Origin of the sequence: Yoonia rosea (assembly GCF_900156505.1) — a bacterium.
GTDB classification, from domain to species: Bacteria; Pseudomonadota; Alphaproteobacteria; order Rhodobacterales; family Rhodobacteraceae; genus Yoonia; species Yoonia rosea.
In genome coordinates this window covers 129,037-143,690 of sequence record NZ_FTPR01000002.1, presented here as the reverse complement: position 1 = coordinate 143,690, position 14,654 = coordinate 129,037, and the positions used below count along the sequence as shown (strand labels likewise).

The 14,654-nt window shown below is 58.0% G+C and carries 13 protein-coding genes; 8 read left to right on the top strand and 5 right to left on the bottom strand.

Annotated elements, in window-relative coordinates; genetic code table 11:
- Window positions 1-15 precede the first annotated feature (15 nt).
- Together B0B09_RS11925 and B0B09_RS11920 are read right to left on the bottom strand one after the other, a co-directional pair.
- On the bottom strand, window positions 16-1,716 hold the full coding sequence (locus B0B09_RS11925) for a heparinase II/III family protein (protein ID WP_311135459.1): 1,701 nt from the start codon (window positions 1,714-1,716) through the stop codon (window positions 16-18).
- A gap of 109 nt (window positions 1,717-1,825) precedes the next feature.
- Window positions 1,826-3,100 carry an RsmB/NOP family class I SAM-dependent RNA methyltransferase gene (locus tag B0B09_RS11920; protein WP_076660067.1) on the bottom strand — a complete coding sequence of 425 codons (1,275 nt, stop codon included), beginning with the start codon at window positions 3,098-3,100 and terminating at the stop codon, window positions 1,826-1,828.
- Between the two features lie 72 nt (window positions 3,101-3,172).
- Here B0B09_RS11920 and B0B09_RS11915 point away from each other — a divergent pair, with 72 nt between their 5' ends.
- Together B0B09_RS11915 and B0B09_RS11910 are read left to right on the top strand one after the other, a co-directional pair.
- The gene (locus B0B09_RS11915) at window positions 3,173-3,349 is read left to right on the top strand and encodes a DUF1674 domain-containing protein (protein ID WP_055295486.1); all 177 of its coding nucleotides are present in this window, start codon (window positions 3,173-3,175) and stop codon (window positions 3,347-3,349) included.
- 104 nt (window positions 3,350-3,453) lie between these two features.
- Window positions 3,454-4,566 carry a polysaccharide biosynthesis/export family protein gene (locus B0B09_RS11910; protein WP_076660064.1) on the top strand — a complete coding sequence of 371 codons (1,113 nt, stop codon included), beginning with the start codon at window positions 3,454-3,456 and terminating at the stop codon, window positions 4,564-4,566.
- Between the two features lie 6 nt (window positions 4,567-4,572).
- Here B0B09_RS11910 and B0B09_RS18175 read toward each other — a convergent pair whose 3' ends face one another.
- Window positions 4,573-6,750 (bottom strand): calcium-binding protein, encoded by a 2,178-nt coding sequence (locus B0B09_RS18175; protein ID WP_076660062.1) that lies wholly within the window; start codon window positions 6,748-6,750, stop codon window positions 4,573-4,575.
- Between the two features lie 324 nt (window positions 6,751-7,074).
- A complete protein-coding gene (gene galE, locus B0B09_RS11900; protein WP_076660059.1) occupies window positions 7,075-8,091 on the bottom strand; it encodes a UDP-glucose 4-epimerase GalE in 1,017 nt (338 codons plus the stop codon).
- Between the two features lie 162 nt (window positions 8,092-8,253).
- Between galE and B0B09_RS11895 the strand changes: the two genes are divergently transcribed.
- From B0B09_RS11895 to B0B09_RS11870, 6 genes are all read left to right on the top strand, one after another.
- A complete protein-coding gene (locus B0B09_RS11895) occupies window positions 8,254-8,607 on the top strand; it encodes a DUF2793 domain-containing protein (protein ID WP_055294977.1) in 354 nt (117 codons plus the stop codon).
- Between the two features lie 347 nt (window positions 8,608-8,954).
- Window positions 8,955-9,515 (top strand): F0F1 ATP synthase subunit delta, encoded by a 561-nt coding sequence (locus B0B09_RS11890; protein ID WP_055294975.1) that lies wholly within the window; start codon window positions 8,955-8,957, stop codon window positions 9,513-9,515.
- Window positions 9,516-11,051 carry a F0F1 ATP synthase subunit alpha gene (gene atpA, locus B0B09_RS11885; RefSeq protein WP_055294973.1) on the top strand — a complete coding sequence of 512 codons (1,536 nt, stop codon included), beginning with the start codon at window positions 9,516-9,518 and terminating at the stop codon, window positions 11,049-11,051.
- Window positions 11,052-11,076: 25 nt separating this feature from the next.
- The gene (locus tag B0B09_RS11880) at window positions 11,077-11,949 is read left to right on the top strand and encodes a F0F1 ATP synthase subunit gamma (protein ID WP_055294971.1); all 873 of its coding nucleotides are present in this window, start codon (window positions 11,077-11,079) and stop codon (window positions 11,947-11,949) included.
- A gap of 18 nt (window positions 11,950-11,967) precedes the next feature.
- A complete protein-coding gene (gene atpD, locus B0B09_RS11875; RefSeq protein ID WP_055294969.1) occupies window positions 11,968-13,392 on the top strand; it encodes a F0F1 ATP synthase subunit beta in 1,425 nt (474 codons plus the stop codon).
- 24 nt (window positions 13,393-13,416) lie between these two features.
- The gene (locus tag B0B09_RS11870) at window positions 13,417-13,842 is read left to right on the top strand and encodes a F0F1 ATP synthase subunit epsilon (RefSeq protein ID WP_076660057.1); all 426 of its coding nucleotides are present in this window, start codon (window positions 13,417-13,419) and stop codon (window positions 13,840-13,842) included.
- Window positions 13,843-13,925: 83 nt separating this feature from the next.
- Here the strand turns inward: B0B09_RS11870 and B0B09_RS11865 are convergent, their stop codons facing one another.
- Window positions 13,926-14,606, bottom strand: coding sequence for a hypothetical protein (locus tag B0B09_RS11865; RefSeq protein WP_076660055.1), 681 nt, complete (start codon window positions 14,604-14,606; stop codon window positions 13,926-13,928).
- Window positions 14,607-14,654: the final 48 nt, after the last annotated feature.

The window sequence follows — 14,654 nt, the reverse complement described above, 5'->3', positions numbered from 1 at the left end:
TGGGTCCTTTGAAGGCTAATCAACGGCGTCCAGTGGATCGGCCTGCACAAAATCACGCACAGCAGCGGGCGTATCTTGCGTTTTGGCCAAGGACCAACGGACACGCGTCGCATAGGCCATTGCGGAACCAGATAAAACCACCTGTTGTGTGGCAATGGGCTTTAATTCGTGATTTTGCAGATAAACCGATGCCTTCAGGCCAAGTTTCGCCGTTCCGTCGTGGCGCAAAACCCAGACTTCGCCGGATTTCAGCGTCAGAGATACGGCCGTACCTGCGGTATCTATTGCAGCTTCGATATCCGGATGAAGATGAAACCGCACGATATAGGGCAGGCTGCCGCGCGCCCGTGCCGCATCAAAGGCCGCTTCATCATCGGGGCCAAGCGTTGTCAGCATGTCTTCGCCTTCGAGCGTACGGCCATCCATCGAAAGTTGCAGGGTCCGCGCATGGGTGAGCCCGTGTGACGGTTGATAGCCGTTGTGCGATAGCTCGAGTTTGCGGGTTTGTGCTGTTTCCGAGGGGATGCAGTCCACCCGTGTCGGCAATTCGGTCAAAAGTTCTGCGCCGGCAATCCCGCGCCCCCTGAGGCCAAGATGCGATGAAGACACGCCCTCGATCATCATTGTGGAATGGCTGGGTGTGGCACGGCTTGCCCTGCGCCATTCCTCTCCGAAACGGGCACCGGACCCGCAGTTGACGATCAGTGGCCTGCGCCCAGATGTCAGTTCAAAGGCCAAGGTACTGGCATGCCCGTCAGCCGAGGCAGCGCCTTGCGGGGGTGGGGCGGCGTCGGCGATCAGTGTGGTCCGGCCTGCCGCAAGGCGCGCGTACCCCATATGCCGGTCCCCTCGGGGCGGTGTCTTGATGCCTGACGCGACCAAGGCCTCGTCCAGCCGTCCATCAACACCAACGCCGCCACCGTGGAATCGCGCCAAGCCGCCGTCGGCGTGGCGCAGGGCGCGCAAGGTGGGCGTGATGCGTGCAATGGCGTTGGTCAGTTCCGGCGGGCACGCGTGGTCGGCATCCTTCAATGACTGGACCGTCCAGTTCAGAAGGCTCAGGATATCCAGCAGGTCTTGGGGTTTACGGGTCGCAACCGCGCCCTCTGCGCTGATGTGGCTGTCGCAGTCCTCGGCCAATGCCTGCAAGGCTGGCGCGGTATGGGGGTCGATGCTTTTCAAAGACAGGCTGGCATAGATGATGCCTGCCAGTGCCTCAAAACGGCGCACACCCGGTTCGGTTGCGTGCCAGCGACGTGACAGGAAAAGTGCCTGCCGCGCAAGGCTCTGGAAGAACCTGTAGGATGTTGTCTTGTCCTGCCCCCTTAACACAAACGGGCCATGGTTTATCAGGCGCATGAGCCGGCGTCCCGTGACCCCGGGTGTCCAGCCGTCACCGCCGCCGTCGCCATAACGGTCGATCCATGTCAGCACCCATGTCCGCGCCAAGGCGCGTGCAGCCTCGTCCCCGACCGCCGCCAGATCATCTAGCCAGCCGCATCCTTGTATCTCATCCGACACCTCGGGGTAGGCGTCGGCGATATCCCAGATGCTGTGTTCCTTCCCTTCGACAAACAGACCGGAGAAAAGAAATTTACCCGCAACAAGTTGCTGACCACGGGCAAAAACACCAATTGTGTGTGGTTCCGGCAGGGATACGAATGCTGTCGCGACGGCGGCACGCGCGGCACGGCGCGCATGAAAACGGTGCATCATGCGCCTGCGGCGTTGTTGCCATTTTGTGAGTTGCGCCAATTCCTGCGGCCTCGGGTTATATTCTTACGGGACTATTTTTCCCGAACCATAGGAAATGGTTGCCGCTAAGTCACGCAGGCTTTCGCATCACCGCCATATAGAAACCGTCCATCCCGCCGCGATCTGCCCAGAAATCGGGGCGCAGACGCAGGCCGCCTTCTGCTGTGATCCAGTCAGGGTCGATCCCTTCGATGCGCAACGCATCGGCGTCAATGGTCAGACCTTCGTGCCGTGCCAGCGCCTCTTCAGCCTGCACTTCGCCTTCATCCGGCAGCAGTGAACAGGTGCAAAACACCAGCCGCCCACCGGGTTTTAGAAGCGTGAGCGCGTGATCAATCAGTGTTTCCTGCTGGTCGATCAGCGCGCCAAACTCGGACCCGTCCTTTGCATAGGGCAAATCCGGATGCCGCCGGATCGTGCCGGTCGCTGAACAGGGGGCATCCAGAAGAACGGCATCAAATCCGCTGTCACTAAATTCAAAGGCGTCACTGATCACGCAACTTGCGGTCAATCCCACACGGGCAAGGTTTTCGCTGACCCGCGCCATCCGCTTGTCCGAGATATCCAAGGCTGTGACATCTGCGCCCAAGGCCGCCAGTTGCATGGTCTTGCCACCCGGTGCGGCGCAAAGGTCAAGCACTCTCAGTCCTTTGACATCGCCGAGCAGTTTCACGGGCATAGCCGCTGCCGCGTCCTGTACCCACCAGTCTCCACTCGCATATCCTGCAAGGGACGACACCTGTCCTACATTTGGCACACGGACAGAGCCTGTCGGCAAAACTGTTCCGCCGACCGCCGCGGCAACCGCTTCCGCGTTGCCTTTGGCTGTCAGATCAAGCGGCGCACCTGCGAAATGCGCGGCCTCCATGCCGGTCACCGCGTCGCGCCCCCACGCGGCCACCAGCGGTTGCCGCAGCCAGCCCGGTGTGAGCGGCACAGCACGCTTGGCCCAACCTGCGGGCCCCTCATCGGCGATTTTGCGCAGGACGGCGTTTGTCAGACCCTTCATGGACTGGGTCCGTTTATTGCGGGCGACGATTTCGACATAGGCGTTGACGACACCGTGGGCGGCCTCGCCATTGCACAGCTCGATCACGCCAAGACGCAGGGCATTCATCACATGGTCAGGGGGCGTTTTCTTCAGATACGGCTTCAGCATCCGGTCCGCACGGTCAAGGCCGCGCAGGGCCTCGGTCGCAAGGCGCTGGGCGCGCGCACGGTCATCATTTTCCAGATGCGCCAAGGCCCCGCCGGCGATCAGTTCGGCCATCAGGCGACCTTCGGTCGTGATCTGCATCAGCAGATGATGGGCGGTGCGGCGGGCAGGCAGGCCGGTCTGGGTCATCTGTGGTCTCACTTGAAGCTTGCACTTCTGCGCGTATATCAAACACAGGATATCGACAAGGAGCCGCCTGCCATGACCGAAGAGATCAAAGACCTGCCCCCTGCGGCACAACGCGCCTTGGCCGAGGCAGAAGAGCGCCGCAAGAAAGCTGGTGCGCAAGAGCTGCCGACCGAATTGGGCGGGCGCGACGGGCCCGAGCCTGTCCGCTATGGCGATTGGGAAAAGAAGGGATTGGCGATCGATTTCTGATCCTCTTGTCAGGACCGTGTATTATCTGACATTTTGCCGTCTTAGACGCTGTTCATAAAAACTTGGCAGTGTAGGATACGCGGATTGCCCGAAAGGATTCAGGTTTGATCGTTCATAAATTCGTTGCTCTCGTCGTATGTTGTGCGCTTGCCGGTTGCGGCTTGCCGCGTGGCGCCGGTTTTCAGTCAGAGGTTCTTGCCGCTGCCAAGGCAAATACTGCTGCGGCAGGCGAAGAGCCCGCTTACGATTTTGCCGTTTATGAAGTGAACCGCAATACGCTGCCTGTCTTGCAGGGCTGGCCGGCCACGGGTCAGACGACATTACCGTGGCCTGTTGCGCAGGAACAGCCCGCCTCGATGGTGATTGCATCGGGTGACACTGTTCAGGTGACGATCTGGGACGCCGAAGAAAACTCGATCTTTGGCGTGGCTGGGGTGACGCCGCTGCAACCTGAAATCGTAAGCGCAGACGGCCGCATCTTTGTGCCCTATATCGGGAGCCTGCGCGTTGCCGGAATGGCCCCCAACACAGCCCGCGAGCGGATCGAAGAAGAGCTGATCCGCACCGTGCCATCAGCGCAGGTTCAACTGACTGTCGAGCCGGGACAGACAAACACTGCAAATCTTGCCGCAGGTGTGTCAGCGCCCGGTCTTTATCCTCTGCCGAACCGCAATTTTAAGATACTCGATCTTTTCTCGCAGGCAGGTGGCCCGCTTCTCGATCTGAATTCACCGCAGGTGCGTTTGGTCCGTGGCAGCCGGATCTATGGTATCCCGTTTGAGCAGTTACTGAGCGACCCGACCTCCAATATCGCCGTGCGTGGCGGGGACCGTATCTTTATCGAAGACGACAAGCGTCAGTTCATCACCCTTGGTGCGACTGGCGCCCAATCAATCTTTGATTTCCCTGAAGTCGAATTCTCAGCGCTTGAGGCACTCGCCTTTATTGGTGGCGTCAATGCGGGCAGCGCGAATCCGGAAGGAATTCTGATCTTGCGGGAATACGCCCCAAGCGCCGTGAAAGACGGTATCGCGGGGCCGCCGCAAGAGCGTGTTGTCTTCACGATCGACCTGACTTCGGCGGATGGACTGTTCTCGGCGGGAAAGTTCATGCTTGAGGGGAATGACCTGATCTACGGCACCGAAAGCGCGCTTGGCCCTGCGCTGACGCTTTTTGGTCTCACGAATAATTTGGCATCTGTGGTAAACAGCAACTGATCACGTTCAGAACAGAATGATGTCGTCTGCAAGCATGGCGGGTGCGATGATCCCGTCGATATGCAGGATATTGCCATCTGAAAAATCAATCGTCATGCGCCCGTCTTCGTAGGTGCCATAGACGAAAAGCAGATCCGCGGCAGAGGTCAGACCCGTCCAAAGACCCGGGTCGAGGACGATCTGGTCGATGCCCTGTTCGAAGTCGGCAATCACATCAACGCCGCCATTGAACACAAAGGTATCAGCACCCGCGCCGCCATTCAGCCAATCATGGCCGTTGCCTCCATCAAGCCAGTCATCGCCGATGCCGCCCACGAGCGTGTCTGCACCGTCACCGCCGTTCAGGGTGTCATCGCCGGCCCGGCCTAGGATTGTGTCGTCACCTTGCGCTCCGCTGACGGTATCGTTGCCGCCGCCCGCAAAGATCAAATCAAACCGGTCGCTGCCAAAGAGTGTTTCGTTCGCGTCGGTTCCATCAATCGTGAGCCCGTAGGGTCCACTGCCCGCCGCATCATTCATCGTGTCGCGCAGTTGATCCAGATTGCCTGCACCAATGATTTGAAGCGGTGTCAGGGCGCTGTTCTCGCCACCCTGATCGCCCGGGGGCTCCTGTGGTGGGTTGTTCAGGTCGGGAACCGGCGTTGCCGGCCCGGGATAGCCGGGTGTGATCTCGACTGGCAGGCGCGTCGCCCCGATCAGATCGGCGGTTGTCAGGGTGCGGTAATCAATGGGCCCCCCGTCGGCGCTCTGCACGATCAGTATTTCGTCACCGTAGCTGATTGTCATGCCATCGCTGCGAATTGTGATAAAAAGCTGGCTGATGTCGCGCAGCATGGGCCAGAGCGACAAATCAATGCTGTCTTCGCCCACAGTGAAGTCCGTAATCGTGTCGGTCCGGCCATCAGCGCTGAGAATAAAGACATCCGCACCGCTGCCGCCTGACATGATGTCGGCGCCTGCGCCATCGCGCAGAATATCGTCACCCTGCCCCCCGGATATGGCATCGTCACCGTCATGCCCTTGCAGGATATCATTCCCTATGGTGCCGACTAACGGCCCCCCGGCCAGAGCGGCGGTCAGATCAACGCCGGCAACACCGGTATCAAACGCCAGTTGTGTAAGACCCGGTTCGCTGCTGCTGGCCACAAAGATATCTATGCCGCCAATGCGGTCCCATGCTGCCAGTGCGCTGACGTTATCAAGCCCGAAATCGTCGGTGTCTTCAATCGTTGCGCAATGCACCAGCAGACCGCCAGCGAGCAACAGAAAAACCGAAACCCCGTCATCGGCGCCGCCTGCAATCACATAGGTCTTGCCCTCCGTCTGGATAACCTCAAGTGACGTCACACCACCAAAGCGCGTATCGCGTCCATCCAGCACATGGTCACGCACGATCATGCCGCCATCAGCGCCAAGCTCTACCACGCTGAGGCTGCTTGATCCGGCAGCGGCGAGTATGACGAATGTCGCATCCCCTACGGTAGTTGTCTCAAGCGCTGTTGGCGTGCCGATCCAAAGACCGTCATCGGCACCGATGGTCGTTGCGCTTACGATAGCACCTGTCGAATCGACTGCCCGCGCAGTCAGGCCGTTCTGGGTTTCGCTTGTTGTAAGAACAAAGTTCTGGCCCTCAACCGTCGCCAGAGCGACAGCCGCGATGCGTGCAGTCGTCATAGGGTCCGCATCATAAAGCACCGTATGATCTTGCAGGGTGCCGTCGGCTTCGAAGCGGATGCGGGCAAGGCCGGTCTGGCCTGCAAGCGCACCGTAAACAGCCTGCGTTCCATCAGGAAGGACAAGGGTGACCCCGTGCTGAAAGCCGTTGAATGTTGCCGGAAGACTGGCCAATGGCGTTACTGTCGTAAAACCGCCATCAGGGGCAATCGCAACCGTCTGAAGCGCCCCGCCAGCACCGCCTCCGACCAAAAGACCGGCGTTAGCACCCTCTGCTATCGTGCTGATGCTTGCGGCACCACCAAGGACCACGCCGCCAGAATAGGGCTGGGTGTCTTCTATGACCAAAACGCCGCTATCGATGCTCCAGTGCCGCAGGACGCCATCATAGCGTGTCGTGCTATAAAGCTGGTCAGTTCCGCCGATCTCCATGATGAAAAGATCAGTGATATGCGAGTGCGCCACGTCACCGGGATCGGTGACATAACCGGTAAAGGATAGTGAAGACATGAAAGGTACCCCCCGGAACCACGTGTCAACTGTATGTTTTGCAGCGTCATTTTTTTTGGCGGTTCGGTTGCGGCGGAATTGGGGCGCAGGCGTGAACTTTGCCGTGTAATTTCTTCAATAACGCATCGGATTTACGGAAATTCCGCACGCAGATGCGATGTGTGAGGTCCGAAATTCAATGCCCCTTGGAAGGCTTGTGTGACAAAACGCACAGAAGAAATGCTGCACATGCGTTAAAGTGACGTTGGGGAATTTTTCCAGTGGTGAGGGTTTAACGGTTCGTCTTCAGTGTGCCTTGCGTTTGTTACGCAGGGCACATTTCATTTACGACCCGTCGTACCCGTCCGGATTGGCAGATTGCCACGCCCAAGTGCTCGCAGTCATTGCATCCAGATCATGCGTCGCCTTCCATCCCAATTCCGCATTGGCGCGCGTGGCATCGGCTTGCATTGCTGCAATATCACCTTCACGGCGGCCGACCTGCTGGGTCTTTATCGCCGCGCCGCAGGCGCGCTCGAATGCAGCAACCATGTCGCGCACGCTATAGCTTTGGCCGGTACCGATATTGAATGGTCGCGCACCTGTTGCCTGTTCAGCGTAGGCAATGGCCGCGACATGGGCGCGGGCAAGATCGACCACATGGATATAGTCGCGCAGGCCCGTCCCGTCCGGTGTGTCGTAATCATCCCCGAAAATTTGTAATGCTTCGCGCTTGCCCACCGCGACCTGCGCAATAAAGGGCATCAGGTTATTGGGAATATCCTTGGGGTCTTCGCCGATCTGTGCCGAGGCATGTGCCCCGACAGGGTTGAAATAGCGCAGCAGCACGGCCGCGCGGGTCGAATCAGCGGCAGCCCAATCCGTCAAAATCTGCTCGGCGATCAGCTTGGTTTTGCCGTAGACAGATGTGGGATTTGTGGGATGCGCCTCATCATAGGGCAGATAGACGGGTTCGCCGTAAACCGTCGCCGAGGATGAAAAGATCAGGCGTTTGCAATTTGCCCGCTCCATCGCATGCAGCAAAGCCAGCGTCCCAGAGACATTGACGTCATAATAGAGCAGCGGTTTTTCCTGACTTTCGCCAACTGCCTTGAGGCCTGCAAAATGGATTACGGCCTCGGGCTGAAAATCCTGCATGACCTCGTCGAGCTTAGCGGCATCACGTACATCGCCGATATAATCATGGACCAAACCGTTCGACAGGGCGCGGACGCGGTTCAGGACTTCGGGTGTCGCATTGCTGTAGTTGTCCAGTACGCAAACCTCATGGCCTTGTGCCATAAGTTCAAGCAATGTGTGGCTGCCGATATACCCTGCGCCGCCGGTCACCAATACGCGCATGCGTGTCTCCAAATCATACCGTTCCCTTCTAGGGACTTGCAGGCCCAGGTTCAACGTCGCTGAAGGCAGGGTTTCGGCACCGCACGGTCCTGTAAGGCTCTTGTGAGACGTCATCGGAAATACTGCGCGTCAATTCATTCCCAGCGGAAGGCGCAGGACCACATGCCAGATATTACCCCAAACCTCGAGTTGCCGTTCATCATGCCGGCGCAGGCGCAAAAACACGTGACCCACAACGAAGCCATCGAGTTGCTCGATATGATCGTCCAGCTGACAGTTGAAAGCACGGGCGCCACGACCCCGCCCGCATCAGCCAATGAGGGACAGGCGTGGGTGCTGGGAACGTCCCCTTCGGGCGCATGGGCAGGACAGGCGGGCAAGATCGCCGCATGGCGTGGCGGCGGCTGGCTGTTTGCCACGCCGCGCGAAGGGTGGATGGCATGGGTCAAGGATGATTCCGAGCTGCAGGTCTTTACCGGAAGCATCTGGGCGACTTTGGCCGGAACCGCGGCCTAGTGCCTTAGCGGCGAATCCGGCTTTGCGCGTTTTGGCGCGAGCGACATCAAGAAAGCGGAAAGCGCGGCACTCGAAAGGGGCTGCGCTTTCTTGTATTTTCTCGCAGAAGAAATGGAAAAAGCCTAAGTTTTGGTCTGAAATTGCTGTTCAATGCAGATAACAGCACCATATGCCCCTTCGAGTAGCGGATTCTTGTCGCAGGGTGCTTGCGACGCCATAGGGGCTCTGCTACATCGCGCAGGATTTTGCTGCTCTCTCGTTTTCGTGAGGGCTAAGGAAGTTGCTCATTCGCGTCCTGTCACCGACGGGGCCCGCGGGTCTGGGCCCAAGATATCGGAAGGCTCCACGTGTCCGAAACTGCTGGTATTTCGACAGGCATCGCTACGCGCTATGCGACTGCTGTGTTTGACCTCGCCAAAGACGGCAAGGCAATCAAGACACTCGAATCAGATGTTGCTTCGTTGGAAGCAGCGATGGCCGAAAGCGCCGATCTGCGCACACTGCTGACATCACCGCTTTACAGCCGCGAACAACAGTCTGCCGCAATCGTTGCGATTGCCAAGAAAATGAAACTCTCTGACACGACAAGCAATGTGCTCGCGCTGTTGGCGTCCAAGCGTCGCTTGTTTGTGCTGCCACAGCTGATCGCTGTATTGCAGGACATGTTGGCAGAAGAGCGCGGCGAAGTGACGGCCGAAGTCACCACAGCCAAGGCGCTGACCAAGGCGCAGGCTGACAAGCTGGCGAAAACGCTCAAAGCTCAAGTGGGCAAATCTATTACCATCAAAGAAACCGTCGATGAATCAATCATCGGCGGTCTTATTGTCAAAGTGGGCTCCAAGATGATCGACACGTCGATCGCCTCCAAGCTCAACGCACTCCAAAGTAAAATGAAAGAGGTCGGATAAATGGCGATCCAAGCGTCTGAAATTTCTGCGATCCTGAAGGACCAGATCAAAAACTTCGGTCAAGAGGCCGAAGTTGCCGAAGTCGGTCGTGTGCTGAGCGTGGGCGACGGTATCGCCCGTGTTTATGGCCTCGACAACGTACAGGCCGGTGAAATGGTTGAATTCCCCGGTGGTATCCGCGGGATGGCCCTGAACCTTGAATCCGACAACGTGGGTGTTGTTATCTTCGGTTCCGACCGCGACATCAAAGAAGGTGACGTTGTTAAGCGCACCAAATCCATCGTGGACGTGCCTGTTGGTGACGAACTCTTGGGTCGTGTTGTTGACGGTCTGGGTAACCCGCTGGACGGGAAGGGCCCGATCAAGACAAAGAAACGCGCTGTTGCTGACTCCAAGGCACCTGGCATCATCCCACGTAAATCGGTGCATGAGCCGATGGCGACCGGTCTGAAATCCGTTGACGCGATGATCCCGATTGGCCGTGGCCAGCGCGAATTGATCATTGGTGACCGTCAGACAGGTAAAACTGCTGTGGCACTTGATACGATCCTGAACCAGAAATCCTATAACGACGCCGCCGAAAAAGAGTACGACAAGCTGTACTGCGTGTACGTGGCTGTTGGTCAGAAGCGTTCGACAGTTGCCCAGCTGGTGAAGAAGCTCGAAGAAAGCGGCGCGATTGAGTATTCGATCGTTGTGGCTGCGACTGCGTCCGACCCTGCACCGATGCAGTTCCTTGCACCATATGCGGCAACCGCGATGGCCGAGCACTTCCGTGACAATGGCCGCCACGCGCTGATCATCTATGATGACCTGTCCAAGCAGGCTGTATCCTATCGTCAGATGTCCCTGCTGCTGCGCCGCCCACCAGGGCGTGAAGCCTACCCAGGTGACGTTTTCTACCTCCACTCCCGCCTGCTCGAGCGTTCGGCGAAGCTGAACGAAGATAACGGTGCGGGTTCTTTGACCGCGCTGCCGATCATCGAAACCCAAGGTGGTGACGTGTCCGCATTTATCCCGACAAACGTGATTTCGATCACCGACGGTCAGATCTTCTTGGAAACTGAACTCTTCTATCAAGGTATCCGCCCTGCGGTGAACACCGGTCTGTCGGTTTCGCGTGTGGGTTCGTCCGCGCAAACCAACTCGATGAAATCGGTTGCTGGTCCTGTGAAACTTGAGCTTGCACAGTACCGCGAAATGGCCGCCTTTGCGCAGTTTGGTTCCGACCTGGACGCCGCAACACAGCAGTTGCTGAACCGTGGTGCCCGTCTGACCGAGTTGATGAAGCAGCCACAGTACGCGCCGCTGACCAACGCAGAGATCGTGTGTGTCATCTACGCAGGCACCAAAGGCTACCTCGACAAGATCGCCGTCAAGGATGTTGGCCGCTTTGAAGCAGGCCTGCTGAAGCACCTGCGCACAAACGCATCTGACGTGCTCGACATGATCACGAAGGAAGACCCAAAGATCAAAGGTGACGCAGAAGAAAAGATCAAAGCGGCACTCGACGCTTTTGCAAAAGACTTCGCGTAATCTTTGAGACAAAGGAGGCTTTGCTTTGCCAAGTCTTAAGGACCTGAAAAACAGGATCGAGTCGGTCAAATCGACCCGCAAGATCACAAAGGCCATGCAGATGGTCGCGGCTGCAAAACTGCGCCGCGCCCAAGATGCAGCCGAGGCGTCGCGCCCTTACACAGAACGGTTTAACGCCGTGATGGCCGGGCTTGCCGCATCGGTTGGTGGATCAGACACGGCGCCAAAATTGTTGACCGGTACGGGCAGCGATCAGGTGCAGTTGTTGATCGTTATGACAGCAGAACGCGGGCTGTGTGGTGGCTTTAACGGCAACATCGCAAAGCTGGCGAAAACCCATGCGCAAAAGCTGCTGGCCGAGGGCAAGACGGTGAAAATCGTCACTGTCGGCAAAAAAGGCCGCGATGCGATGAAGCGTGATTTCGGCAGCTTGTTTGTCGGTCACGTTGACCTGACGGATGTCAAACGTGTTGGTTACGCTGACGCGCAGGGGATCGCCAAGGACGTGCTTGGCCGTTTCGACGCCGAGGAATTCGATGTCGCGACGATCTTCTTTGCGCGCTTTGAAAACGTTGTGACGCAGCACCCGACAGCACAGCAAATCATTCCTGCCAAATTTGAGCAGGTCGAAGACGCTGATGCGACACTCTATGACTACGAGCCCGGTGAGGAAGAAATTCTTGCCGACCTGCTGCCACGTGGTGTGGCGACGGCAATCTTCAGCGCGCTGCTGGAAAACGCCGCGTCCGAGCAGGGCGCACGTATGTCTGCGATGGACAACGCGACACGCAACGCCGGCGAGATGATCGACAAGCTGACCATCGAGTTTAACCGCTCGCGTCAGGCTGTGATCACCAACGAGCTGATTGAAATTATTTCGGGCGCGGAAGCGCTCTAGACCCCGGAGAAGACGAAAATGGCAAATGCAAAAGGCAAGATCACGCAGGTCATCGGCGCTGTCGTCGACGTGCAGTTCGACGACCACCTGCCCGAGATTTTGAACGCACTGATCACAGACAACAACGGCAAAGCGCTGGTGTTGGAAGTGGCGCAGCACCTTGGTGAAAACACTGTGCGGACCATCGCGATGGACAGTACAGAGGGTCTGGTGCGCGGTCAGGAAGTGGTTGACCAGGACAACACCATCACAGTGCCCGTGGGCGACGCAACTCTGGGCCGCATCATGAACGTGATCGGCGAGCCGATCGACGAAAAAGGCCCGATCGGTGAGAAAGAGCGCCGCTCGATCCACGCTGATGCGCCAACGTTTGAGCAGCAGTCGACAGCTTCCGAGGTTCTGGTCACAGGCATCAAGGTAATCGACCTTCTCGCACCCTACGCAAAGGGTGGTAAGATCGGTCTGTTCGGTGGTGCCGGTGTTGGCAAGACCGTTCTTATTCAGGAACTGATCAACAACATCGCCAAAGTGCACTCCGGCTACTCGGTTTTCGCCGGTGTGGGTGAGCGTACTCGTGAAGGCAACGACCTTTACTACGAATTCATCGACTCCAAGGTTATCGACATCGACGACCTGACCAAGTCAAAAGTGGCGCTGGTGTACGGTCAGATGAACGAGCCTCCAGGAGCGCGTATGCGTGTTGCGCTGTCCGGTCTGACAATGGCCGAAGCGTTCCGCGACCAGTCCGGTACGGACGTTCTGTTCTTCGTGGACAACATCTTCCGCTTCACACAGGCCGGTTCCGAGGTGTCCGCGCTTTTGGGTCGTATCCCATCCGCTGTGGGCTACCAGCCGACACTGGCGACCGACATGGGCCAGATGCAGGAACGCATTACATCGACAAAGAACGGTTCGATCACGTCCGTTCAGGCGATTTACGTCCCTGCGGACGACTTGACCGACCCCGCACCAGCGACATCCTTTGCGCACCTTGATGCGACAACGGTTCTCAACCGTGCGATTTCGGAAAAGGGTATCTACCCTGCGGTTGACCCGCTCGATTCCACATCACGCCTGCTGGACCCAGCGATCGTTGGTGAAGAGCACTATGCAGTGGCGGCCGACGTGCAGCAGATGCTGCAGCGTTACAAATCGCTTCAGGATATCATCGCGATCCTCGGCATGGACGAACTGTCAGAAGAAGACAAACTGACCGTTGCCCGCGCCCGCAAGATCGAGCGTTTCCTGTCCCAGCCATTCGACGTGGCACAGGTCTTTACAGGCTCGCCAGGTGTTCAGGTGCCGCTGGAAGACACAATCGCGTCGTTCAAGGCTGTTGTGGCTGGCGAATATGACCACTTCCCAGAGGGCGCCTTCTACATGGTTGGCGGCATCGAAGAAGTGAAAGCCAAAGCCGAGAAAATGGCCGCAGACGCCGCGTAATTCTGGGCTGAAGGAGAAGCCGATATGGCAAACCTACAATTCGATCTGGTCTCGCCCGAACGCCGTTTGGCGTCGGTCGAGGCGACCGAGGTCCGCATCCCCGGTGCAGACGGTGATCTGACAGCCATGGCAAACCATGCGCCGACGATCACGACACTGCGCCCCGGGGTTCTGACCGTGGTGCACGGTGGTGGGTCCGACACCTATGTTGTGTCCGGCGGTTTCGCCGAGATCACAGCAACCGGTGTATCCGTTCTGGCCGAGCGCGCCTTGCCACAGGCAGAGGTGACGCAAGAGGTCTTTGACGCAATGGTCGAAGAAGCCAAAGCGGTGCATCGCAAGGCGCAGGACAACTTCAAGAACGAACCGGGCCCGGTTGATGACGCAGCCAAGCTGTTATCTGACATGGTGGCCATCGGTGGTCACATCGGTCTGACTGCAAAGAACTAAACAATCGGCATAAGCTCTGATGAGCTTATGCCGGCACATACTTCCCAAAAAATTGGCGATGATGGCTTAGCGCTGCTTGCGATCTAGTCCGACAGCGCCCAAAGCGTTGCCGTGCCGTAAACCGGTGCGCCGTCAGCGGTTAGCGTAATGTCCTGACCCAGGCCGAAATAGCTGCCCGAAGCATAGATTCCGCTGGCATCTGGTCCATAGACTGGACCGTCGATATTGCCCGTGATCGTGAATTGTTGCACGCCATTGTCGAACGCACCGTCGATTTCGATATCAATAATGGCATTGCCGTTGCTCGCTGCGGTCAGGGACGCACCAAGGAAGGTGATACCGCCGTCATAAAGCGCCAGTTCGGTGGTGTCCGTCTCGCTGTTATAGACGTAGCCCATGAACGCTTGCGCACTGCCGGTTGTGGCACCTGTTCCCATATCGACAGTCAGGGTTGCCGGACTTGCGATGTTGGCATTCGGGGTGCTGGTAAACAGAACTTCCATGAACCCGCTATATGCGATTGTCCCTATAGGCAGATCTGCAAAAGGTGTTCGACCGCCCTGACTATAGGTGCTCTGCACCAAAGACAGCTCGTCCGGCATGACATTGCGGAAGTAGAGCGCTTGTTCTTCGGTCGGTGCAAAGAAAGGGCTGGGAGGCGGGCCACCACCGCCACCGCCACCATCGCCACCGTCGCCCCCGCCATCACCACCACCGCCGTCGCCGGGGTCTGACGTTGCCCCTGATCCGCCGCCACATGCCATGACAAGTGCGAGCAGTGCGCAGCATCCAAAATTTTTAACAAAACGGTG

Excerpts from the sequence above, each read along its gene's own strand:
- atpD (WP_055294969.1), top strand. The coding sequence starts at position 11,968 with ATGGCAAATGCAAAAGGCAAGATCACGCAGGTCATCGGCGCTGTCGTC.
- B0B09_RS11915 (WP_055295486.1), top strand. The coding sequence starts at position 3,173 with ATGACCGAAGAGATCAAAGACCTGCCCCCTGCGGCACAACGCGCCTTG.
- B0B09_RS18175 (WP_076660062.1), bottom strand. The coding sequence starts at position 6,750 with ATGTCTTCACTATCCTTTACCGGTTATGTCACCGATCCCGGTGACGTG.
- galE (WP_076660059.1), bottom strand. The coding sequence starts at position 8,091 with ATGCGCGTATTGGTGACCGGCGGCGCAGGGTATATCGGCAGCCACACA.
- atpA (WP_055294973.1), top strand. The coding sequence starts at position 9,516 with ATGGCGATCCAAGCGTCTGAAATTTCTGCGATCCTGAAGGACCAGATC.
- B0B09_RS11865 (WP_076660055.1), bottom strand. The coding sequence starts at position 14,606 with ATGGCATGTGGCGGCGGATCAGGGGCAACGTCAGACCCCGGCGACGGC.
- B0B09_RS11870 (WP_076660057.1), top strand. The coding sequence starts at position 13,417 with ATGGCAAACCTACAATTCGATCTGGTCTCGCCCGAACGCCGTTTGGCG.
- B0B09_RS11925 (WP_311135459.1), bottom strand. The coding sequence starts at position 1,716 with ATGATGCACCGTTTTCATGCGCGCCGTGCCGCGCGTGCCGCCGTCGCG.
- B0B09_RS11920 (WP_076660067.1), bottom strand. The coding sequence starts at position 3,100 with ATGACCCAGACCGGCCTGCCTGCCCGCCGCACCGCCCATCATCTGCTG.
- B0B09_RS11895 (WP_055294977.1), top strand. The coding sequence starts at position 8,254 with ATGCCAGATATTACCCCAAACCTCGAGTTGCCGTTCATCATGCCGGCG.